The following is a 21,298-nucleotide window of genomic DNA, read 5'->3' as shown; positions in this document are numbered from 1 at the left end:
GCGGCGTCTGTCCCACGAGGGCCGCCGGGCCCACCGGGGACGGAGAGGCGCTGTGGAGACGGACAACAGGCGACCAGGCGTTCGCGCGGGGCGGACGGGGCTCGGGAAGTGTCGGCGCTCACACGTGGTTCCGCCGGCATGAGCGACGCGATCCTCGTCGAGGGACTGCAGAAGAGGTTCGGGTCCACCACGGCCCTGGCCGGGGTGGACCTCACCGTCCCCGAGGGCAGCGTCCTCGGCCTGCTGGGCCCCAACGGCGCGGGCAAGACCACAGTCGTCCGCATCCTCTCCACGCTGCTGCAGCCCGACGGCGGGCGCGCCGAGGTGGCCGGCGTCGACGTCGTGCGCGACCCGGACAGCGTGCGTTCGGTCATCGGGCTGACCGGGCAGTACGCCGCGGTCGACGAGTACCTGACCGGGTTCGAGAACCTGGAGATGGTCGGCCGGCTCTACCGGCTCGGCAAGCGCGAGTCGCGCACCCGGGCCGGGGAGCTGCTCGAGCGCTTCGACCTCACCGAAGCGGCCAACCGGCCGGCGAAGACCTACTCCGGCGGCATGCGCCGGCGGCTGGACATCGCCGCCTCGCTCATCGCCCGGCCGCGGGTGCTGTTCCTCGACGAGCCCACCACCGGGCTCGACCCGCGCAGCCGGCTGGCGATGTGGGAGTTCATCGCCGACCTGGCCGGCGGCGGCACGACGGTCCTGCTCACCACCCAGTACCTCGAGGAGGCCGACCGGCTGGCCGAGCGGATGGTGGTCATCGACCGGGGCCGGGTCATCGCGCGCGGCACGGCCGACGAGCTCAAGGCGCAGGTCGGCGGGCAGCGGCTGGAGCTGACCGCGGGTCGCACCGAGCACCTGGAGGAGGCCGCCCGGCTGCTGGCACCGCTGGCCTCCGGGGAGCCGCAGCGCGACGAGCAGACCCGCCGGCTGAGCGTGCCGGTGCGCGGCGGCACCGACGACCTCGCCGAGGCGTTGCGGCTGCTGGCCGGCAGCTCCGTGGAGGTCCTCGACGTCGGGCTGCGCCGGCCCGACCTCGACGACGTGTTCCTCAGCCTCACCGGCCACGCGGCCGAGGACGGAGAGGACGACGCGGCGGCCCAGCCGGTCCCCGCCGGAGGTGTGCGATGAGCTCGCTGTCCGCGACGCTGTCCGACAGCGTCGTCATCACCAAGCGGAACCTGATCAAGGTCAAGCGGGTGCCCGACCTGATCGTGTTCGCGACGCTGTCGCCGATCATGTTCGTGGTGCTGTTCCGGTACGTGTTCGGCGGCGCGATCGGCGGCCTGCCGCCGGGCATCAGCTACGCCGAGTTCCTGCTGCCGGGCATCTTCGCGCAGACGGTCGTGTTCGGCTCCACCGTCACCGGCGTGAGCATCGCCGAGGACCTGCAGAAGGGGCTGATCGACCGGTTCCGGTCGCTGCCGATGTCCCGCGCGGCGGTGCTGGTCGGGCGCACCGTCGCCGACGCCGGGCTCAACGTCATCTCCATCGCGGTGATGGCGGTGACCGGCCTGCTGGTCGGCTGGCGGATCAACTCGTCCTTCGGCGAGGCGGTGGGCGGGTTCCTCGTGCTGCTGGTCTTCGCCTACGCGGTCTCCTGGCTGATGGCGGTGGTCGGGCTCCTGGTCCGCACGCCGGAGGTGGTCAACAACGCCAGCTTCATCGTGATCTTCCCGCTGACGTTCATCGCGAACACCTTCGTGCCGCTGGAGACCTTCCCGGCGGTGCTGCGCACCTTAGCCGAGTGGAACCCCGTCTCGACGGTCACCCTCGCCGCGCGGGAGCTGTTCGGCAACGTGCCGCCCGGCTACCCGGAGCCCGAGGCGTGGTCGCTGCAGAACCCGGTGCTCTACACGCTGCTGTGGACGGCGCTGATCCTCGCGGTGTTCGTGCCGCTGTCGGCCCGCCTCTACAAGCGGGCCGCCGGCCGCTGAGTGAGGGCCACGGGCTCGGCCCGTCGCCGGGAGGAGTGGGGGCCGGAGGCCTCCGCGAGGAGCGGCGGGTGGGGCTCCGCGGCAGGAGGCCCCCTTCCGGGCCCCGCCCCGAGCCTGCGAGGGGTGGGGAGAAGGGGGTCCTTCTGGACACCTGGCCGCGGTGCGGTCCGGTAGGACCGCAGTGACACTGGCGGCGATGAGCGCCGAGCCCGCCCCCGCCGTGCCCACCTCCGCCGTCGCCTCCGGCAACCCGCTGCTGACCGAGTCGCCGCTGCCCTACCGGCTGCCGCCGTTCGCCGACGTCACGGTCGAGCACTGCCGCGAGGCGGTGCTGGCCGGGATGGCCGAGCAGCGGGCGGAGATCACGGTGATCACCGGGTCGGCCGAGCCGCCCGACTTCGAGAACACCATCGTGGCGCTCGAGCGCTCCGGCGCCCTGCTGCGGCGGGCCGGCGCGGTGTTCGCCAACCTGGCGTCGTCGGTGTCGACCCCGCGACTGCGGGAGATCGAACGGGAGCTCGCCCCGCTGCAGGCTGCGCACGCCGACGCGCTGCGCCTGGACCCGGCGCTGTTCGCCCGGGTCGACGCCGTCCACGAGGCGCGCTCCGGCTCCGGTCTGGACGCCGAGGCGGTGCGGCTGGTCGAGCGGCACCACCTCGACCGGGTGCTGGCCGGGGCCCGCCTCGACGACGCCGGCCGCGCCCGGCTCTCCGAGCTCAACCGCGAGCTGTCGGAGCTGTCCACGCAGTTCGGGCAGAACCTGCAGCTGGCCACCGAGGCCGCCGCCGTCCGGGTGGCCGACGCCGCCGAGCTCGACGGGCTGTCGGAGGAGGAGGTCGCCGCGGCGGCCCGGGCCGCGGCCGACCGCGACCTCGACGGGTACGTGCTGCCGCTGCTCCTGCCCACCGGCCAGCCGGTGCTGGCCAAGCTGCGCGACCGCGCGCTGCGCCGCCGGGTGTTCGAGGCGTCGGTGGGCCGGGCGTCGTCCGGGGAGCACGACAACGGGCCGGTGGCCGCCCGGATCGCCCGGCTGCGGGCCGAGCGCGCTCGCCTGCTCGGCTTCGCCACCCACGCCGACCTGGTGCTGGCCGACCAGACGGCGGGCAGCACCGCCGCCGTCGACGCGATGCTCGGCTCGATGGTCGGCCCCTCGGTGGCCAACGCGCGGACCGAGGCGCGGACGCTGGCCGAGGTCGCCGCCCGGGACGGCGTCGAGGAGCTCGCGCCCTGGGACTGGACGTTCTACAGCGAGCGCGTGCGGGCCGAGCGGTACTCGGTCGACCGGGCGGCGCTGCGGCCCTGGTTCGAGCTGGACCGGGTGCTCGTCGACGGCGTCTTCCGGGCCGCGGAGCTGCTCTACGGCCTGCGCTTCACCGCGCGTCCCGACCTCGCCGGCTACCACCCCGACGTGCGGGTCTGGGAGGTCACCGGCGCCGACGGCGAGCCGGTCGGCCTCTACCTCGGCGACTTCCTCGCCCGCGAGGGCAAGCGCGGCGGGGCGTGGATGAGCTCCTTCGTCACCCAGTCCCGCCTGCTGGGCACCCGGCCGGTCGTGGTCAACAACCTCAACGTGGCGCCCGCGCCCGAGGGGCGGCCGACGCTGCTGACCCTGGACGAGGTCGACACGCTGTTCCACGAGTTCGGCCACGCGCTGCACGGGCTGAACTCGGCGGTGACCTACCCGCGGTTCGCCGGCACCGCGGTGCCCCGGGACTTCGTCGAGTTCCCCAGCCAGGTCAACGAGATGTGGGCGCTGTGGCCGGAGGTGCTGGCGCACTACGCGCGGCACGTCGACACCGGGGAGCCGCTGCCGGCCGCCGTCGTGGAGGCGATCGACGCCGCCCGGCTGTGGGGCGAGGGGTTCGCGACGCTGGAGTACCTGGCGGCCACGCTGCTCGACCAGGCCTGGCACCGGATCACGCCGGAGACCGAGGTCGGCGATCCCGCGGAGTTCGAGCGGCGCGCCCTGGAGGAGGCCGGCGTCGCCTTCGAGCTGGTGCCGCCGCGGTACCGGACGACGTACTTCCAGCACGTCTTCGCCGGGGGCTACGCGGCCGGCTACTACTCCTACATCTGGTCGGAGGTCCTCGACGCCGACACGGTGGAGTGGTTCCGGGAGAACGGCGGGCTGCGACGGGAGAACGGCGACGTCTTCCGGGAGCGCCTGCTGTCCCGCGGCGGGTCGGTGGACCCGCTGGAGGCCTTCCGGGCGGTCCGCGGTCGCGACGCCGACCCCGGCCCGCTGCTGCGCCGCCGCGGCCTCGCGCCGGCCTGAGTGACGCTGCACTGCGGGCGTTCCTCGCGCACTGCCCGTGCTGCAGGACCGGCAACCCGCGAGCAACGCCCGCAGAGGCGCCTACAGCCAGGGCAGGGACAGCACCAGGTCCAGGTCGTCGGGGGCGTCGCCGTCGCGCACGAGCCGGTTGGGCTGGCGGTGGCCGCACGCCGTGCAGCGGTGCACCACCTGCCAGCCTTTGCCGGACTTCTCCACGAGGCCGATCGGCTCCATCGGCTGCCGGCAGTCGCTGGCCCGGTCGCCGGGCAGTTCGTCGACGTGCAGCGACCACAGGCACACCGGGCAGTGGTTGCGGTAGTGCCCGTCGGTGTTCGCGGGGACGTCGGCGGCGCAGTGCACGCAGACGAAGCCGGTGTTCTCCGCCCGCCGGGAGCGGGCCACGACGCGGTGCCGGGTCAGGGGACGAACGGCTCGACGGCGACGACCTCGACGGTGATGTCGCGGCCGTTGGGCGCCTGGTAGGTGACCGACGTGCCCGGCTTCGCGCCGAGGATCGCCGAGCCCATGGCCGACTCCGGCGAGTAGACGGCGAGGTCGGTGGTGCCGGCGATCTCGCGGGAGCCGAGGAGGAACTTCTCCGTCTCGTCGTCGCCCTGGAACCGGATGGTGATCACGGTGCCGAGCTCGGCGGAGGTCGCGGTCGTGGGGGGCTCGCCGACGCGGGCCTTGCGCAGCAGGTCGGTCAGCTGGCGGATCCGGCCCTCCTGCTTGCCCTGCTCCTCCTTGGCGGCGTGGTAGCCGCCGTTCTCCTTGAGATCGCCCTCCTCGCGGCGGGCGTTGATCTCGGCTGCCATGGCGGGACGGCCGGCCACCAACTGGTCGAGCTCGGCCTTCAGCCGGTCGTGGGCCTCCTGGGTCAGCCAGATGCCCTGCTCGTTCTCGGTGGGGGTGGTCACGCGGGGTACTCCTGCAGCTCGGGAGCCGCCTCCCGGCCGGGAGACGGGTCGACGTCGATCCGGCCAAGCTAACACCGGCCGGAGGGCCCCTGCAGGGACGCGGGCGCCCCGGCGGGGAGGGAGCAGGTTACCCACGCCGGACGTGAGGAGCAGCACATCCACCCGTCCGGGCCGCCGGGACGCGGCGGGCTCTCCCCACGCCGGGGGACACTGGTCGGGTGACCGAAGCAGACCCGTTGCGCCTGCTCGCCGTGCACGCCCACCCCGACGACGAGTCGAGCAAGGGCGCGGCGACCATGGCGAAGTACGTCGCCGAGGGCGTCGAGGTGCTGGTGGCGACGTGCACCGGTGGCGAGCGCGGCTCCGTGCTCAACCCGGCGCTGGACCGTCCGGAGATCTGGGAGCGCCTGCCGCAGCTGCGCGTCGAGGAGATGGCCCGCGCCCGGGAGATCCTCGGCGTCCGGCAGGAGTTCCTCGGCTTCGTCGACTCCGGCCTCCCCGAGGGCGACCCGCTGCCGCCGCTGCCCGAGGGCTGCTTCGCGCTGGTGCCCACCGAGGAGGCCGCGGCGCCGCTGGTCGAGCTGATCCGACGGTTCCGCCCGCAGGTCGTGCTCACCTACGACGAGCGGGGCGGCTACCCGCACCCCGACCACATCAAGACCCACGACGTCTCGGTGCTCGCGTTCGAGGCGGCCGGCGACCCGGACCGCTACCCCGATCTCGGCGAGCCCTGGCAGCCGAGCAAGCTCTACTACCACATGGGCTTCACGCTGACCCGGATGCGGGCGCTGCACGAGGCGATGCTCGAGACCGGCGCCGAGTCGCCCTACGCCGAGTGGCTGGCCGGCTGGGACCCCGAGCGGGACATGTCCCACCGGGTCACCACCCGGGTGCCCTGCGCCGAGTACTTCCCGGTCCGCGACGCCGCGCTCATCGCGCACGCCACCCAGATCGACCCCACCGGTCGCTGGTTCGCCTGCCCGATGGACGTCCAGCAGCGGGTCTGGCCCACCGAGGACTACGAGCTCGCCCGTTCCCTGGTGGACTCGACCCTCCCCGAGGACGACCTGTTCGCCGGCATCCGCAGCGAGGTGGGGGTCCCGTGAGCGCGCTCGCCACGGTCTCCGTAGCCGTGACCGCCGCCGAGCAGCAGCTGCCCGAGGACGTCGGCAAGTCCGGCCCGCTGGGGGCCTTCCTCGTCCTCGTGCTGCTGCTGGCGACCGTGCTGCTCGTCAAGTCGATGAGCCGGCACCTCAAGCGGCTGCCGCGCAGCTTCGACGAGCCCGACGCCCCGCGGGTCGTCGTCCCCGACACCCCGGCCGACCTGGTCGAGCCCCGGCAGCCCGGTCAGGACCTGCTCGACACGCTCCGCCGGGCCCCGCGGGCCATCGAGGGACCCCGGGACGGCGACGGGCGGACGGACCCGCCGGCACGCTGACGCCGGCGGGCCCGCCCCGGGGCTCACCAGGTGTGGGCCACGTCGACGACCAGGCGGGAGCCGTCCCCGGGGCCGTCGAGGACGAACGTCCGGAACGGCAGCCGCGCGCGGACACCCAGGCCGACGGTGCTCGACCCCTCGAACGACCGCGCCCAGGCCACCTGGCGGAAGGTGCTGTAGCCGGTCACGCCCACGGCCTCGGCGGGGTTCGCCAGCGCGTAGGTGGCGGTGCCGCGCGGGGTGTACGCGGGCGTGTGCACGACCACCTGCAGGTCGGCGTTGCCGCGCAGCGGGACGGGGGTGCCCGAGCCGTCCTGCACGACCTGGCTCACGTAGCGCACGTCGTAGGACACCGCGGACGCGTCGATCCCGTCGAGGTCGAGCACCAGCCGGTCGTAGCAGGCGTGCCGGCCGGCGCGGACGTCGTCGAGGGTGCCGCCGCCGTCGTCGGAGACGGCCTCGGGCAGCGAGCCCCAGGTCGTGCTGCAGCCCGGCGCGGCGGAGGCGGGCAGGACGCTGCCGGTCACCGCGGCCGCTGCAGCGACCAGGACGACGGCGGCGCGGGTGCGGGTGGTGCTCATGACGGTCTCCCGGGGTCAGGGGGATGGGTGGTGCGGACGAGGTGAGAGTCCGCCGACACGACCATCGACGCCATGGCCGGACGTGCCCGTGGATGTCGATATGAACGGCTGTTCATTGGCATGATCTGACCAAGAATCGAGGCCCCAGTGCGACACGGCACGGCACTTGACGCCAGCGTCACCGCGGCATGACGCGCCGTCGCGGTCCGCTCTCGGCGTAGCGCGACGACTGCCGCCGCAGCCCCTCGGGCGTTACGGTGTAAGCGCGTAATCAACACCTCGTCAGGAGGCCGTCGTGCACGGACACCACCGATTCGCCGATTCCCCCTTCGCCCGCATGGGCGCTCCCGGTTTCCGTGGCCGCGGGCCCGGCGGCCGTGGCCGCGGGGCCGAGGGCGCGCCCCCGGTCGACCGGGCCGAGGTGGCCGGCTGGTTCGCCGGCCGGCTGCCCGACGGCTGGTTCACCGGGCCGGTCGAGATCACCGTCGACCGCGACGAGATCACCGTCGTCGGGTCGCTGGCCGAGCCCGACGCCGGTGAGGGCGACCCCGCCGCCGCCCGCGCCGGGCGGATCGCCCGCTTCCGCGAGGACACCCGCGAGCAGCGCATGGCGATCGCCGACGCCGCCCAGGCGCGCTACGGCCGCTCGGTGGCCTGGGGCGCCGCGTGCGGCGACGTCCGCGAGGTGTTCACCAACGCCTCCGTGCCGGTGATGACCCGGCTGCGCCAGCCCGAGCGCCTGGTGCTCGACACGCTCGTCGACGCCGGCGTCGCCCGCTCCCGCTCGGAGGCGCTGGTCTGGGCGGTGCGGCTGGTCGGCCAGCACGCCGACGCCTGGCTGACCGAGCTGCGCGACGCCATGGCCTCGGTGGAGGAGGTCCGCGCCCGCGGGCCGCAGCTGTAGACCGCTGCGCACGCTCACCGCCCTGTCCGGGTGGGCGCCGCTCGCGAGCAGGGACACTGGGGGGCGTGCCAGCAGCTGCCGCCGTCCCCGCCGCGACCGACGTCCTCGTGGTGGGGGCCGGGCCGGCCGGCTCGGCCGCGGCCGCCTGGGCGGCGCGCGAGGGGCAGGACGTGCTGCTCGCCGACGCCGCGGTCTTCCCCCGCGACAAGGCCTGCGGCGACGGACTGACCCCGCGCGCGGTCGCCGAGCTGGACCTGCTCGGCCTCGGCGACTGGGCGCGCGGGCGGGCGCGCAACCGCGGGCTGCGCGCCGCCGGCTTCGGGCAGGTCTGGGAGCTGCCCTGGCCGGGTGGGGCCTTCCCCGACCACGGCAGCGCGGTGCCGCGCACCGAGCTCGACGACCGCATCCGGGCCTGCGCGACGCAGGCCGGTGCCACGCCGCTGGAGGGCGCGCGCGCCGTCGACGTCGAGCGCGACGGGGACCGGGTCACCGGCGTGGTGTTCGACGTCGGCGGGGAGCGCTCGACCGTGCGCTGCGAGCGGCTGGTCGTGGCCGACGGCGCCCGGTCGCCGCTGGGCCGCCGGCTCGGCCGGCAGTGGCACCGCGACACCGCCTACGGCGTGGCCGCCCGCGGGTACGCGACCTCCGGGCGCAGCGACGACGAGTGGATCTCCTCGCACCTGGAGCTGCGCGACGCCGACGGGGCGCTGCTGTCGGGCTACGGCTGGGTCTTCCCGCTGGGCGAGGCCGCCGGGCAGGTGAACATCGGCGTCGGGACGCTGGCCACCGCCCGCCGTCCGGCCGGGGTGCAGCTCAGGGCCCTGCTGGAGGTCTACGCGGCCGCCCGCCGCGAGGACTGGCGGCTCGAGGGCCCGGTGCGCGCGCCGGCCTCGGCGCTGCTGCCGATGGGCGGGGCGGTGTCCGGCGTCGCCGGGCGCAACTGGGCGCTGGTCGGGGACGCGGCCGGCTGCGTCAACCCGCTCAACGGTGAGGGCATCGACTACGGCCTGGAGACCGGCCGGACGCTGGCCGGGATGCTCGGCGAGCGGGACTGGTCGGCGGCGTGGCCGGCCACGCTGCGCCGGCACTACGGCGAGGCGTTCTCGATCGCCCGCCGGCTGGCCGGGCTGCTCACCCTGCCGCGCCTGCTGCCCGCGGCCGGCCCGGTGGGCATGCGGTCGCGGGCGCTGATGACGGTGGCCCTGCGGGTGATGGGCAACCTGGTCACCGACGCCGACCGCGACGCCGTCGCCCGGGCCTGGCGCCTGGCCGGCCGGGTGTCCCGCCGCTTCGACGAGCGCCCGCTGTTCCTCTGATCGGCCGTGCACTGCCGCGGACGCCCACGGATCCGCTCACACGAAGGGCGAGTTGTACATCGCGAAGTAGACGGCGATGTAGTGGCAGACCGCGGCCACGATGGTCGCGGCGTGGAAGACCTCGTGGTAGCCGAAGACGCCGGGCACCGGGTTGGGCCACTTCACCGCGTAGGCCACCCCGCCGAGCGTGTAGAGCACCCCGCCGACCGCGAGCAGCACCAGCGAGGTCACGCCGGCGATGTGCAGGATGTCGGTCAGGACGAACACGGCCACCCAGCCCAGGCCGACGTAGAGCGGCACCCCGACCCAGCGCGGCGCCGTCGGCCAGGTCAGCTTGAGGCAGACCCCGGCCAGCGCCCCGGCCCAGACGCCGGCGAGGACCCAGTACCCCAGCGGCTGGTCGACGGCGAGCAGGGAGAACGGCGTGTACGTGCCGGCGATGAACAGGAAGATCATCGAGTGGTCGAGCCGCTTCATGACCTTCCAGCCGCGCGGTGACCAGCGGCGGCGGTGGTAGAGCGCGCTGATGCCGAACAGGCCGCAGATGGTGGCGCAGTAGACGGCGACGGAGAAGCCCGACCGCGCCCCCAGGACCGAGCCCAGCGGGATGAGGACGGCGCCGGCGACGATCGCGCCGAAGAAGGCGAACAGGTGCAGCCAGCCGCGCATCCGCGGGCGGGTGTCGGGGTGCTCCCAGTCGGAGTCGGCGAAGTCCTCGGCGGTCCAGGTCCGCTCGACCCGCTCGCCCTCCGCGACGACGGTGCCGACCGCGACGCCGCGCGGGGCCTCGATCTCGGCGGCGTCGGCCTGTACCCGGACGGGGTCGAGATCGTCGGGGGCGCCGGTCATGCCCCGAGGTTACGGAGGCGTAGGTGCCGGCGCACCGGGGCCCTTCTAGGGTGGACCCGTGGGGGCGCGTCAGTGGGTCCGCGATGTCCTGACGCAGTTGTACGAACGCCGGCTGGCGCGCCAGCTGGTCGGGGTCGACGTCCCCCGCCACGTCGGCGCGATCATCGACGGCAACCGCCGCTGGGCCCGGGCCACCGGGCTGCTCGACCCCAACGCCGGGCACCGCCGCGGCGCCGACCGGATCGCCTCGTTCCTGGGCTGGTGCGACGAGGCCGGCGTCGAGGTGGTCACCCTCTTCCTGCTCTCCACCGACAACCTCTCCCGGCCCGAGCCGGAGCTCACCCCGCTGCTGCGGATCATCGAGGGCGTCGCCGAGGACCTCTCCGCGCCCGACCGGCGCTGGCAGCTGCGGCCGGTCGGCGCGCTCGAGCTGCTCCCGGCCGAGACCGTGGCCGTGCTGAAGCAGGCCGAGGAGGTCACCCGCGGCCGCCCGGGCGCCCACGTCAACCTCGCCGTCGGGTACGGGGGACGGCGCGAGATCGCCGACGCCGTCCGCTCGCTGCTGGCCGAGCACGCCAGCCGGGGGACCTCGCTCGACGAGCTGGTCGAGGTGCTCGACGTCGAGCACATCGCCGAGCACCTCTACACCCGCGGCCAGCCCGACCCCGACCTGGTCATCCGCACCAGCGGCGAGCAGCGGCTCTCGGGGTTCCTGCTCTGGCAGACGGCGCACTCGGAGTTCTACTTCACCGACGTCTACTGGCCCGACTTCCGCCGCGTCGACCTGCTGCGGGCGCTGCGCGCCTACGCTGCGCGGCACCGCCGGTTCGGGGGCTGAGAGACTGGCGCCCATGGCACCCGGCGCGGTCGACGTCCCCCTCGAGTACGTGAAGCTGGGACTGCGGTTCGACCGCCTGGAGTCCGGGTTCGTCGACGCCTACACCGGTGAGAAGCGGATCCGCGCGCAGGTCGAGGACGAGCCCGCGCCCACGCCCCAGGCGCTGCGCGACCAGGCCCGGGCGCTGCTGCGCGAACTCGACGCCGCGGGGCTCCCCGCCGACCGCGCCGGCTTCCTCCGCGGCCAGCTCACCGGGCTGGAGTGCACCGCCCGGAAGATGAGCGGCGAGCCGGTGGCCTTCCTCGACGAGGTCCGCAGCTACTTCCAGGTCGACCTCACCCTCGGCGACCCCGTCGACTACGCCGCCGCGCACGCCGAGCTCGACGCGCTGCTGCCCGGCGACGGCACCCTGGCCGAGCGCTACGCCGCCCACCGGCGGCGCGAGGAGTGCCCGCCGCAGCGGCTGGAGGCGGCGGTGCACGCGCTGTCGAGCGCGCTGCGCGACCGGGTGCGCGGCCGGTACGGGCTGCCCGAGGTCGAGACGGTGCGCTACGAGGTGGTCACCGACAAGCCGTGGTCGGGCTTCAACTACTACGAGGGCGACTACCGCTCCCGCGTGGCGATCAACGCCGACCTGCCGCACCGGCTCAGCCAGCTGGTCCACCTGGTGGCCCACGAGTCCTACCCCGGCCACCACACCGAGCACTGCCGCAAGGAGCGCGGGCTGGTCGAGCGCGCCGGCCACCTCGAGCACACCGTCTTCCTGGTCAACACCCCCGAGTGCCTCATGGCCGAGGGGCTGGCCGACCTCGGCGTCGACGCCGCCGTCGGCGCGGGCTGGGGACCGTGGTCGGCGGAGGTCCTCGGCGACCTGGGCCTGCGCTTCGACGGGCACCTCGCCGAGCGGATCGCCGCGGCCACCGCGCCGCTGAACCGGGTGCGCCAGGACGCCGCCGTGCTGCTGCACGACCGGGGCGCCGACGCCGACGAGGTGGCCGGCTACATCCAGCGCTGGTCGCTGGTCAGCGCCGAGCGCGCGCGCCAGCAGCTGCGCTTCCTCACCCACCCCCTCTGGCGGGCCTACATCACCACCTACGTGGAGGGCTACGACCTGCTGCGCCGCTGGCTGGGCGCCCGCCCCGCCGACCAGGACGTCGCCGGCCGCTTCGTGCGCCTGCTCGACGAGCCGCTGACCCCCGCCGCCGTCACCGCCGAGCTGTCGGCCGCCTGAGCCGTGCCGCGTCGCGACCCCCGGGAGGCCCGCGCGCTGGGACTGTGGACGGCGGGCTGGCTGTTCGCGCTGCTGCTGGCCGGCCTGCTCTGGATCGGCGACCTGCGCGTGCAGTGGCCGGTGCTGCTGGTGCCGGTGCTGTGGGCGGTCGTGGCGGCCCGGCCGCGGCGGGGGAGGGGCGTGCCACCCCCTGCGCCGGAGACCTGGGAGCTGCCGGCCTCGCGGCCGCTGCCCAGGCCGCCGGAGTCGCACTGGAGCTGACCCGCTGGTGGGGTGGTTGGGGCGGTTGGGTCCCCCCGACGGAGGACACGCCGCCTGCTCGTCATGTGACTGTCACCTCCCCGCTCTAGCGTCCGGGGTGGACGACGGGCCCGCCCCGGAGTCCACGGGAGGCCCGGTTGGTGCAGACGTCCTCGTCGACCAGGGGGGGCCGGTTCCCGGCCCCTGCGCCGGGACCCGGCCACCTTCGAGAAGGGGTGCAGCCCGCGCCCCAGGGGAGACGACTCGTGACCACTCGCCGCACGTACGTCCTCGACACCTCCGTCCTGTTGTCCGACCCCCGTGCGCTGCTGCGCTTCGGCGATGCCGACGTGGTGCTCCCGCTGGTCGTCATCGGGGAGCTCGAGGACAAGCGGCACCACCCCGAGCTCGGCTGGTTCGCGCGCCAGGCGCTGCGCCTCCTCGACGACCTGCGCGTCGCGCACGGCCGGCTCGACGCGCCGGTCCCGGTGGGGGAGGACGGCGGCACGCTGCACGTCGAGCTCAACCACAGCGACGCGGCGGTGCTCCCGGCCGGCTTCCGCAACGACAGCAACGACAGCCGGATCATGGTCGTCGCGCTGAACCTGCGCGCCGAGGGCCGCGACGTCTGCCTGATCACCAAGGACGTGCCGCTGCGGGTCAAGGCCGCCGCCGTGGGGCTGGACACCGACGAGTACCGGGCGCTCGACGCCGTCGACGCCGGCTGGACCGGCATGGCCGAGGTGCCGCTCGACGACGCCGAGATGTCGGCGCTCTACGACAGCGGCGAGGTGTACGTGCCCGCGGCCGCGGAGCTCCCGGCGCACACCGGGCTGGTGCTGCTGTCCTCGCGCGGCTCGGCGCTGGGCCGGGTGACGCCGGACAAGCAGGTGCGGCTGGTCCGCGGCGACCGCGAGGCGTTCGGCCTGCACGGGCGCTCGGCCGAGCAGCGGGTCGCGCTGGACCTGCTGCTCGACCCGGAGATCGGCATCGTCTCCCTCGGCGGGCGCGCGGGCACCGGCAAGTCGGCGCTGGCGCTGTGCGCGGGCCTGGAGTCGGTGATGGAGCGGCGGGCGCACAGGAAGGTCGTCGTGTTCCGGCCGCTGTACGCCGTCGGCGGGCAGGAGCTCGGGTACCTGCCCGGCAGCGAGGGCGAGAAGATGTCGCCCTGGGCGCAGGCGGTCTACGACACCCTCGGCGCGCTGGTCTCCCGGGACGTGCTCGACGAGATCGCCTCGCGGGAGCTGATCGAGGTGCTGCCGCTGACCCACATCCGGGGCCGGTCGCTGCACGACTCGTTCGTGATCGTCGACGAGGCGCAGTCGCTCGAGCGCGGCGTGCTGCTGACGGTGCTGTCCCGGCTGGGCAGCGGCTCTCGGGTGGTGCTCACCCACGACGTCGCCCAGCGGGACAACCTGCGGGTGGGCCGGCACGACGGCGTGGCCGCGGTGGTCGAGCAGCTCAAGGGGCACCCGCTGTTCGCCCACGTCACGCTGACCCGCTCCGAGCGCTCGCCGATCGCCGCGCTGGTCACCGAGATGCTGGAGGACCTCCCGCTCTGACCGCTGGAGGGCGCGTTGCGGGCGTTCCTCGTGCACTGCCGGTGCTGCAGGACCGGCAGTGCACGAGGAACCCCGGCAGTGCGGTCACGCGCCGGCGCGTCGGCGCAGGCGCAGAGCACGTCCGACGCGGCCGGCCAGCGGGCCTGAGCCGCTGATCTCGTCCCAGGTCCAGCGGACCATGCCCCAGCCCTCCGCGCGCATGGCGTCCTCGCGGCGCTTCTCCTCGAAGACCGCGTCGCCCGGCTCCTGTCCCGGGCGCAGCAACCGGCCGTACTTGACCCGCCCGTCGAACTCCCCGAGCAGGCGTTCGGTCTCCCACACGAAGTCGGCGCGGCCCAGCAGCACGCCGTCGGCGGTGTGCACGGGGTGCTGCAGTCCGCTGGGCGCCAGTCCGAGCCGGTGGAGCAGGACACGGCTCCGGCTCTCCCCGACGCTCTCGCTGCGGCCGTCGGCGAAGGCCACGGCCCGCGCCGCGGCGCGGCTGCCGCGGGTCCCGGCCATCCGGGCGAGCCGGGCGCCGAGAGCGGCCGCGTGGTCCGTGCGGGTGGCGAGGAGCGCGTCGAGCACGACCACCGACGGCTCGAACGGCAGCGAGCGGGCCAGGTCGAGGGCCGTCCGCACGGGGTCGGTGACGGGGATGCCGTCGACCGCGGTGACCTCGTCGTCCTCGAGCCGCGCGACGTGGCAGCGCAGCGTGCGGCTGACGTCGCTGGAGGCGGGCGGCTGCCGGGTCACGTGCACGCGGGCCAGCCGGAGCCCCCAGGTCGGCAGCCCGTGCAGGACGGCCGCGGACTCGTGGCTGACCACGGCGTCCCGGCGCAGCCCGGCGACGGTGGCCCGGACGAGCAGGTGGTGGCGGACCGCCGCGGCCGTCGGCAGCGCGCCCTGGACGTAGGCGCCCCGCCGCACCCGTGACAGGGCGCCGGACCGGCGGGCACGGGCGAGCTCGTCGTCGCTCCACCCGCCGGCGACCAGGACCCGACGCAGGGTGGGTGGGAGCTGCTCCTCGGACTGCATCCGAGCCACCGTCGCCCCCGGGGCACGCGGCCGGCCTCCGGTCTATACGTCGTGGACGGCCCGCGGACCTGTGGACACCGGCAGTGCAGCCGCAGGAGCGGGGGTCAGGCCGTCGGGGGCGGCTCCTCCGCCTCGGGCGCGGGCGCGGTGCTGCGCCGCGCCGGGCGGGAGCGGGGCGGCGTCGCCGCGTAGCGCAGCAGCGCCACCGCGCCCCAGCCGGCCAGCAGGCACCAGGGCAGCCGGGCGGCGACCTCGTCGGCCGAGAAGTCGCCGCGCACGCCGAGCGCGAGCACCGGCAGGGCCAGCACGAGCCCCACCGCGAGGACGTCCCAGCGCAGCGGGCTCATGCCTCAGCGGTCTCCAGCCGCTCGCACAACAGCGACGCCCAGCGGTGCGCGGTCGCGCGGACGCCGTCGACCAGGGCCACCGGCGCCGTGGTGCGCCCCAGCACGGCGGCGGGGTCGGCGGTGAGGTCGGTGTCCTGGACGACGAGCGCGTCGACGCGGGGCAGCCCGTCCAGCCACGGACCGACGTCCTCGGCCTTGCGGGTCGCCTCCACCACGGCCCACACGGCCACCGGCGAGAAGATCGCCATGACCTGCTCGAGCCAGGTGCGGCCCCCGGCGCGCACGGGCGCGTCGACCGCGACGACGGTCGGCGTGCCGGCCCGCGCGGCCTCCTGCTTGCGCTCCAGTGCGGTGTCGACCGAGGTGATCCGGCTGCTCTCGGGCGCGAGCGCGGCCAGGTCGCCGCGGGTGGCCCACTGCAGCCGGTCGGGGTCGAGCCGCATCGAGACCGACAGCGACCGCGCGGCCGCCAGGGTCTCCACGCCCGGGCCGACCACGAGCAGCACCTCACCGGCCCCGGCCGGGGCCGCCGGGGCGACCGGGAGGGAACGCAGCGCGCGGGTCAGCGCGGCGTAGGTGCCGCTCGCGGCGACGTCGGCCGCGAACGTGCCGCCGAGCAGGTCCGCGGGGACGCCGAGCTCCCGCAGCCGGGCCACGACGCCGGCCGCCTCGACCATCCGCGGGTCGACCAGTCCGCGGCCGGAGCCGGCCACGGCGCGCTCGCGCACCGAGGGGACGACGACGCGGCCGGCGCGCGTGTCGACGGGCAGGCGGGTGACCGTGGCCAGCCCGGTGGGCCGCGGGGGAGCGGTCACCTGCGCGACGGCCCGTCCGGGCACCGGCGGCAGCCGCCGCGGCGGCACCGGCGGGCGCGACAGCAGCGGCGGCACGGCGAGCGCGGTCCCGGGGCCGGGCGGGAGGAGGGAGAGCGGCGGCAGGACGGCGGTGGCGTCGTGCAGCACCGGCGCCGGGTCGCTGGCGGTGGGGGCCAGCGCGACCAGCTCGGAGCCGGCCTCCGCGGCCTCCTCGACCTCCCACTCGTCGCTCTCCGCCGATGCCTCGACCCACTCCGGCTCCTGGTCCATCCGCCGGGCGGTGGCCGGCACGGGCGGGCGGCCGCGGTGCACTCCGCCCTGCGTCGACGCGCTGGCGAGGACGCCGCGGAGGATGTCGGTGAGCGCGTCGTCCGGGGTGTCGTGCGCGAGGGCGGCGCGCAGCACCTCGGCGATGGCCTCCTCGCGGCCGGTGGCCGGCCCGGTGGGGTCCGGGTCGCTCCAGGCGGAGGCGACCGGCTGCGGGGCCGGCACCTCGATGGGCTCGACGACGACGGCCGGCAGCACGTCGGTGGCGTACTCGTCGGCAGGGTCCTCCTCGACGTCCTCCGCGACCCCGACGGCGGGCTCCTCGACGGCGGGCTTCTCGACGGTGGGCTCGTCGGCAGCGGCGACCGGCTCTGCTGCGGGCGCGGCCGCCGGGCGTGCCACGGGGGCGGGCTCCGCCCACATGTCCACGTCCGGGACCGGCCGCTCGGGGGCGTCCTCGGCGACCGGCTCCTCGGCGACCGGCTCCTCGGCGGGGGACTCGTCGACGACGACCTCCGGCTCCGCGGCGACCGGGGCCGGGGGCTCGGCGGCGACCGGGGCCGGGGCGGGCGCGGGCGCGGCCATCGCCGCGGCCAGCGCGGCGGCGAGCGGCATCGCCGGGGCGGCCGGTGCCGGCGTGGGCGTGCGCAGCACCGACCGGGCGGCGGGCTCCTCGGCGACCGGGGGCGCCGGCGCAGCGGGAGCCGGCTCGACCGGCGCGGACGCCGTCGCGGCCTCGGTCAGCGCCCGCAGCGCCTCGGCCGCGGAGGAGGCGGCCGCGGCGCGCACCGCGTCGTCGACGGCCTCGCGGACCTCGCGGTCGCCGGCCGCGACCTGCGCGAGCGCGGCGGTGAACAGCGAGGGGCCGGCGGGCTCGGCCGGCGTCGCCGGCGGGCGCACCGCGGCCCGGGGCGCCCGGCGCGGAGCTGCAGCGGTCGCGGCCGCCGGACGGCGCGGAGCCGCGGCCGCCGGGCGGAACGCGGTCGCGCCGGAGGCCGGCGTCCGGGCCGCGGCGACCGAGGTCCGGGAGTAGAGGTCGACGTCCGGGCCGGCGGCGCCGGACCCGAGCAGGCCGGCCAGCTCGTCCACCGGGTCGGGCAGCGCGGCGGGCCGGGTCGCCGGCCGGGTGGTCGGCCGGGCGGCCGCGGGCCGGGACCGGTGCAGCTCGGTGGCGCGCAGGAAGGCGCCGGTGTCGGCCAGCGGGCCGGGGTCGCGGCTGAGCGCAGCCTCGATGCGGCGGGCCGACTCCGACTTCGAGGCGGGGGCGCGGCGGGCGGGCTCGGGCTCCTCCACCTCGGCGACGAACCGCTCGGTGGCGAAGAAGCCGAGCACCCCGCCGGAGCGGATGCGGCGCACGCCGACGATCCGGACCGCGTTGCCGTAGCGCTCCCGCGCCGCGGCGACCGCGGCCTCGGGCGTGGGCGCCTCAACGGATGGCAACGGCACCGCTCACCACTCCCAGGGACTCGATCTGGGCCGTCCGGGAGACCTCCGTGTAGGAGATCACCGGCAGCCGGGGCAGGACCTGGCGGACCAGGCGGGACAGCGCCGCGCGGACCTGGGGCGAGCAGACCAGGACCGGCGACAGGCCGTGGTTCTCGGCGCCCTCGAGCAGCCCGGTGCAGCCGGTGACCAGCGCGTCGACCGAGCCGGCGTCCAGCGCCAGGACCTGGCCGCCGTCGCTGTGCCGGACGGCCTCGAGCAGCCGCTGCTCGAAGGACGGCTCGAGGGTGATCACGTGCAGCCGCTCGTCGGGGGTGACGTAGGGGTGGCTGATCGCCGCGCCCAGCGACGAGCGCACCGCCTCGACCAGGCCGTCGAGGTCGGTCGAGGTCTTCGCCCGCAGCGACAGCGCCTCGAAGATGCGCACCAGGTCGCGGATGGAGACGTTCTCGGTGAGCAGCGCGTGCAGCACCCGCTGGATCTCGCCGAGGGTGAGCAGCGCCGGGGTGAGCTCCTCGACGACGACCGGGTGGGTGCGGCGGACCATCTCGACCAGCAGCCGGACGTCCTCGCGGCCGAGCAGGTCGGCGGAGTGCTGGCGGACGACCTCGGCGAGGTGCGTGGTGATGACCGAGGAGCGGTCGACGACGGTGGCGCCGGCCATCTCCGCCTGCCGCTGCAGCTCGGCGGGCACCCACTTGGCGGGCAGGCCGAACACCGGCTCGCGGGTCGGCCGGCCGGGCAGCCCGTCGAGGGCGTCGCCGATGGCGAGCACGGTGCCGGCGGGGGAGGTGCCCTTGGCCGCGGGGACGCCGTTGAGCCAGATGACGTACTGCGACGCCGGCAGGTCGAGGTTGTCGCGGGTGCGGACCAGCGGGATGACCAGCCCGGTCTCCATCGCGACCTTCCGCCGCAGCGCCTTCACGCGGTCGAGCAGGTCGCCGCCGCGGGCGGTGTCGACGAGGTCGACGAGGTCGAAGGCCACCTCGAGCTCGAGCGGGTCGACCCGCATCCGCTCGGCGATCGCCTCGGGGGAGTCCGGCCGGGGCTCGTCGTCCTCGGCGGTGGCCGGCGCCGTCTCGTCCTCGTCCGGCTCCTCCTGCATCCGGGCGGCCATGAGCAGGAAGGCCCCTCCGATGAGCAGGAACGGCAGCTTCGGCAGGCCCGGGATCAGGCACAGGGCCAGCGCGGCGCCGCCGCTGATGCGGACCGGCTGCCGGAACCGGCCGAGCTGGCCGAGCAGGTCGCTGCCCATGTCCCCGTCGGAGGCCGAGCGGGTGACGATGATGCCGGTCGCGGTGGACAGCAGCAGCGCCGGGATCTGCGAGACCAGGCCGTCACCGACGGTCAGCAGCGAGTAGGTCGAGACCGCCTCGCCCGGCGCCATGCCCTTCTGGACGACGCCGACCGCGAAGCCGCCGACCAGGTTGATCAGCGTGATGATGATGGCCGCGATCGCGTCGCCCTTGACGAACTTCGAGGCGCCGTCCATCGAGCCGTAGAAGTCGGCCTCGCTGGTGACCTCCGAGCGCCGCTTGCGGGCCTGCTCCTCGTTGATCAGCCCGGCGTTGAGGTCGGCGTCGATGGCCATCTGCTTGCCGGGCATCGCGTCGAGGGTGAAGCGCGCGCCGACCTCGGCCACGCGGCCCGCGCCGTTGGTGATCACGACGAACTGGATGATCGTGAGGATCACGAAGATCACCAGGCCGACCACCAGCGAACCGCCGATGACGAAGTGCCCGAAGGCCTCGATGACCTTGCCCGCGTAGCCGTCGCTGAGCACCAGCCGGGTGGAGGAGACGTTGAGCGCCAGCCGGAACAGCGTCGCGATGAGGATCAGCGACGGGAAGACGGCGAAGTCCAGCGGCCGCTTGATCTGCATCGACACCAGCAGGATCAGCAGCGCGGCAGTGATGTTGAACCCCAGCAGCAGGTCCAGCAGCGCCGCCGGCAACGGCACCACCAGCATCAGGACGATGGCGACGACGCCGATCGGCACCGCGGCCCTGGTCATCCCTCGCACGGACCACCCATCGGCAGCCCGCGGGTTCCGGCCCACCGCGTTCGACCCACGCGTCACAGCCGTCCCACCGCCGCCGGGCATCGGAAGCTCTCCGCACGTCTGGACCGTCAAGACGTGCGGAGAGCTTCCCATGCCTGGGAGGTCGGGTCAGGAGGCGATCGGGGCCCTCCGGCGGCCGGCCCGTGGCAGCCCGGTGACGTCGGGGGCCTCGAACCCGGGACGGTGGAACCCGCCGTGCACGCCGCGCGCGCCCAGCTGCATGACGAAGGCGAGCACCCGGGCGACGGCGGTGAACAGCTGCGGCGGCACCTCCTGGCCGAGCTCGCAGGAGGCGTGCAGCGCCCGGGCCAGCGGCACGTCCTGCACCATCGGCACCCGCGCCTCGGCGGCCCGCTCGCGCAGCCGGGCGGCCACCTCGTCGGCGCCCTTGGCCACCACGCGGGGGGCGCCGCGCTCGGGCTCGTACCGCAGCGCCACGGCCACGTGCGTGGGGTTGACCAGCAGGACGTCGGCCTCGGCGACCTCGGCCATCATCCGGTTGCGCGACATCGCCAGCTGCATCGACCGCCGGTGGCCCTTGACGTGCGGGTCGCCCTCGGAGTTCTTGTGCTCCTGCTCGATCTCGTACTTCGTCATCCGCAGCTTCTTCATCGTCTGCACCCGGACGACGACGTAGTCGGCGATCGCGATGCCCAGGCCGGTGACCGCCACGACCCGGAACATCAGCACGGCGGAGTCGGCCACGGCCGAGGTGACCGCCGACAGCGGCAGCGCGCCCGACGCCGAGACCAGCTCCTGGGCCCGGTCGCTGGTGGTGACCACGACCACCCCCAGCGCGATGGTCTTGATGACCGCCTTGGTCGCCTCCCAGAGACCGTGGGTGCCGAACATCCGCTTGATCCCCGGGAAGGGGTTGAGCTTCTTCAGCGTCGGCTTCATGCCCTTGGTCGCCAGCGCCACCCCGCCCTGCGCCGCGGAGGCCAGCACCCCGGTCAGCAGCAGCGCCAGCGCGACCGGCAGCACGGTCGCGAGGAAGGCCGACAGCGCCTGCCCCAGCAGGGGGTCGACCCGCGACACCTCCGGGTGCTCGATGACCGTCCCGACCTGCACGAACAGCCGGCCCACCTCGTCGAAGGTGTTGCCCACCAGCATCGGCAACAGGGCGCTGGCCACCGCGACCCCCGCCCAGGTGCCCAGCTCCTGGGTGCGCGGGATCTGCCCCTCCTTGCGCGCCTCCTTGAGGCGCTTGGGAGTGGGCTTCTCGGTCTTCTCACCGCCCGGTCCGTCCTTGGCCACCG

The 21,298-nt window shown here is 75.4% G+C and carries 20 protein-coding genes; 11 read left to right on the top strand and 9 right to left on the bottom strand.

The window, feature by feature from the left end:
- Nucleotides 1-138: 138 nt before the first annotated feature.
- The 3 genes from ACI79V_RS04830 to ACI79V_RS04820 all read left to right on the top strand — a co-directional run bounded on the left by ACI79V_RS04830 (nt 139) and on the right by ACI79V_RS04820 (nt 4,212).
- Nucleotides 139-1,131: an ATP-binding cassette domain-containing protein gene (locus ACI79V_RS04830; protein ID WP_456887304.1), complete on the top strand. Its 993-nt coding sequence runs from the start codon at nt 139-141 to the stop codon at nt 1,129-1,131.
- A complete protein-coding gene (locus ACI79V_RS04825; protein ID WP_456887303.1) occupies nt 1,128-1,937 on the top strand; it encodes an ABC transporter permease in 810 nt (269 codons plus the stop codon). Before ACI79V_RS04830 ends, ACI79V_RS04825 begins: the two co-directional genes overlap by 4 nt.
- Nucleotides 1,938-2,133: 196 nt before the next feature.
- Complete coding sequence (locus ACI79V_RS04820; protein WP_456887302.1) at nt 2,134-4,212, top strand: M3 family metallopeptidase; 2,079 nt, start codon at nt 2,134-2,136, stop codon at nt 4,210-4,212.
- Between the two features lie 81 nt (nt 4,213-4,293).
- On the opposite strand, the gene ACI79V_RS04815 is transcribed toward ACI79V_RS04820, so the two are convergent.
- Together ACI79V_RS04815 and greA are read right to left on the bottom strand one after the other, a co-directional pair.
- On the bottom strand, nt 4,294-4,614 hold the full coding sequence (locus tag ACI79V_RS04815; RefSeq protein ID WP_456887301.1) for an RNHCP domain-containing protein: 321 nt from the start codon (nt 4,612-4,614) through the stop codon (nt 4,294-4,296).
- Nucleotides 4,615-4,628: 14 nt separating this feature from the next.
- Nucleotides 4,629-5,129: a transcription elongation factor GreA gene (gene greA, locus ACI79V_RS04810; protein WP_456887300.1), complete on the bottom strand. Its 501-nt coding sequence runs from the start codon at nt 5,127-5,129 to the stop codon at nt 4,629-4,631.
- Nucleotides 5,130-5,347: 218 nt separating this feature from the next.
- Here greA and mca point away from each other — a divergent pair, with 218 nt between their 5' ends.
- Both mca and ACI79V_RS04800 read left to right on the top strand, forming a co-directional pair.
- The gene (mca, locus tag ACI79V_RS04805) at nt 5,348-6,235 is read left to right on the top strand and encodes a mycothiol conjugate amidase Mca (protein WP_456887299.1); all 888 of its coding nucleotides are present in this window, start codon (nt 5,348-5,350) and stop codon (nt 6,233-6,235) included.
- Nucleotides 6,232-6,567 carry a hypothetical protein gene (locus ACI79V_RS04800; RefSeq protein ID WP_456887298.1) on the top strand — a complete coding sequence of 112 codons (336 nt, stop codon included), beginning with the start codon at nt 6,232-6,234 and terminating at the stop codon, nt 6,565-6,567. Before mca ends, ACI79V_RS04800 begins: the two co-directional genes overlap by 4 nt.
- A 23-nt stretch (nt 6,568-6,590) precedes the next feature.
- Here the strand turns inward: ACI79V_RS04800 and ACI79V_RS04795 are convergent, their stop codons facing one another.
- Nucleotides 6,591-7,148 (bottom strand): AMIN-like domain-containing (lipo)protein, encoded by a 558-nt coding sequence (locus ACI79V_RS04795; protein ID WP_456887297.1) that lies wholly within the window; start codon nt 7,146-7,148, stop codon nt 6,591-6,593.
- 337 nt (nt 7,149-7,485) lie between these two features.
- On the opposite strand from ACI79V_RS04795, the gene ACI79V_RS04790 reads away from it, so the two are divergent.
- A complete protein-coding gene (locus ACI79V_RS04790) occupies nt 7,486-8,052 on the top strand; it encodes a hypothetical protein (RefSeq protein ID WP_456887296.1) in 567 nt (188 codons plus the stop codon).
- Between the two features lie 65 nt (nt 8,053-8,117).
- Entirely contained in the window at nt 8,118-9,368 is a 1,251-nt protein-coding gene (locus tag ACI79V_RS04785) for a geranylgeranyl reductase family protein (protein WP_456887295.1), read from the top strand.
- Between the two features lie 36 nt (nt 9,369-9,404).
- On the opposite strand, the gene trhA is transcribed toward ACI79V_RS04785, so the two are convergent.
- A complete protein-coding gene (gene trhA, locus ACI79V_RS04780; protein ID WP_456887294.1) occupies nt 9,405-10,217 on the bottom strand; it encodes a PAQR family membrane homeostasis protein TrhA in 813 nt (270 codons plus the stop codon).
- Between the two features lie 58 nt (nt 10,218-10,275).
- Between trhA and ACI79V_RS04775 the strand changes: the two genes are divergently transcribed.
- The 4 genes from ACI79V_RS04775 to ACI79V_RS04760 all read left to right on the top strand — a co-directional run bounded on the left by ACI79V_RS04775 (nt 10,276) and on the right by ACI79V_RS04760 (nt 14,088).
- Nucleotides 10,276-11,055, top strand: a complete 780-nt coding sequence (locus ACI79V_RS04775; protein ID WP_456887293.1) for an isoprenyl transferase — start codon at nt 10,276-10,278, stop codon at nt 11,053-11,055.
- 13 nt (nt 11,056-11,068) lie between these two features.
- The gene (locus tag ACI79V_RS04770; protein ID WP_456887292.1) at nt 11,069-12,286 is read left to right on the top strand and encodes a DUF885 domain-containing protein; all 1,218 of its coding nucleotides are present in this window, start codon (nt 11,069-11,071) and stop codon (nt 12,284-12,286) included.
- Nucleotides 12,287-12,289: 3 nt separating this feature from the next.
- On the top strand, nt 12,290-12,547 hold the full coding sequence (locus ACI79V_RS04765) for a hypothetical protein (protein ID WP_456877086.1): 258 nt from the start codon (nt 12,290-12,292) through the stop codon (nt 12,545-12,547).
- Between the two features lie 245 nt (nt 12,548-12,792).
- A complete protein-coding gene (locus tag ACI79V_RS04760; RefSeq protein ID WP_456887291.1) occupies nt 12,793-14,088 on the top strand; it encodes a PhoH family protein in 1,296 nt (431 codons plus the stop codon).
- Nucleotides 14,089-14,172: 84 nt separating this feature from the next.
- Here the strand turns inward: ACI79V_RS04760 and ACI79V_RS04755 are convergent, their stop codons facing one another.
- The 5 genes from ACI79V_RS04755 to ACI79V_RS04735 all read right to left on the bottom strand — a co-directional run bounded on the left by ACI79V_RS04755 (nt 14,173) and on the right by ACI79V_RS04735 (nt 21,296).
- Nucleotides 14,173-15,105: a type IV toxin-antitoxin system AbiEi family antitoxin domain-containing protein gene (locus ACI79V_RS04755; protein ID WP_456887290.1), complete on the bottom strand. Its 933-nt coding sequence runs from the start codon at nt 15,103-15,105 to the stop codon at nt 14,173-14,175.
- A 104-nt stretch (nt 15,106-15,209) separates the two neighbouring features.
- Nucleotides 15,210-15,452, bottom strand: coding sequence for a hypothetical protein (locus ACI79V_RS04750; protein ID WP_456887289.1), 243 nt, complete (start codon nt 15,450-15,452; stop codon nt 15,210-15,212).
- Nucleotides 15,449-17,980: a hypothetical protein gene (locus tag ACI79V_RS04745; RefSeq protein ID WP_456887288.1), complete on the bottom strand. Its 2,532-nt coding sequence runs from the start codon at nt 17,978-17,980 to the stop codon at nt 15,449-15,451. Before ACI79V_RS04745 ends, ACI79V_RS04750 begins: the two co-directional genes overlap by 4 nt.
- Nucleotides 17,961-19,991, bottom strand: a complete 2,031-nt coding sequence (gene flhA / locus ACI79V_RS04740; RefSeq protein ID WP_456887287.1) for a flagellar biosynthesis protein FlhA — start codon at nt 19,989-19,991, stop codon at nt 17,961-17,963. Before flhA ends, ACI79V_RS04745 begins: the two co-directional genes overlap by 20 nt.
- 156 nt (nt 19,992-20,147) lie before the next feature.
- Nucleotides 20,148-21,296 carry an EscU/YscU/HrcU family type III secretion system export apparatus switch protein gene (locus ACI79V_RS04735; protein ID WP_456887285.1) on the bottom strand — a complete coding sequence of 383 codons (1,149 nt, stop codon included), beginning with the start codon at nt 21,294-21,296 and terminating at the stop codon, nt 20,148-20,150.
- Nucleotides 21,297-21,298 lie beyond the last annotated feature (2 nt).

Source organism: Geodermatophilus sp. SYSU D00700, from assembly GCF_054050255.1.
Note: the sequence above shows the minus strand (reverse complement) of the source record. Positions and strands in the feature narration are given on the sequence as shown.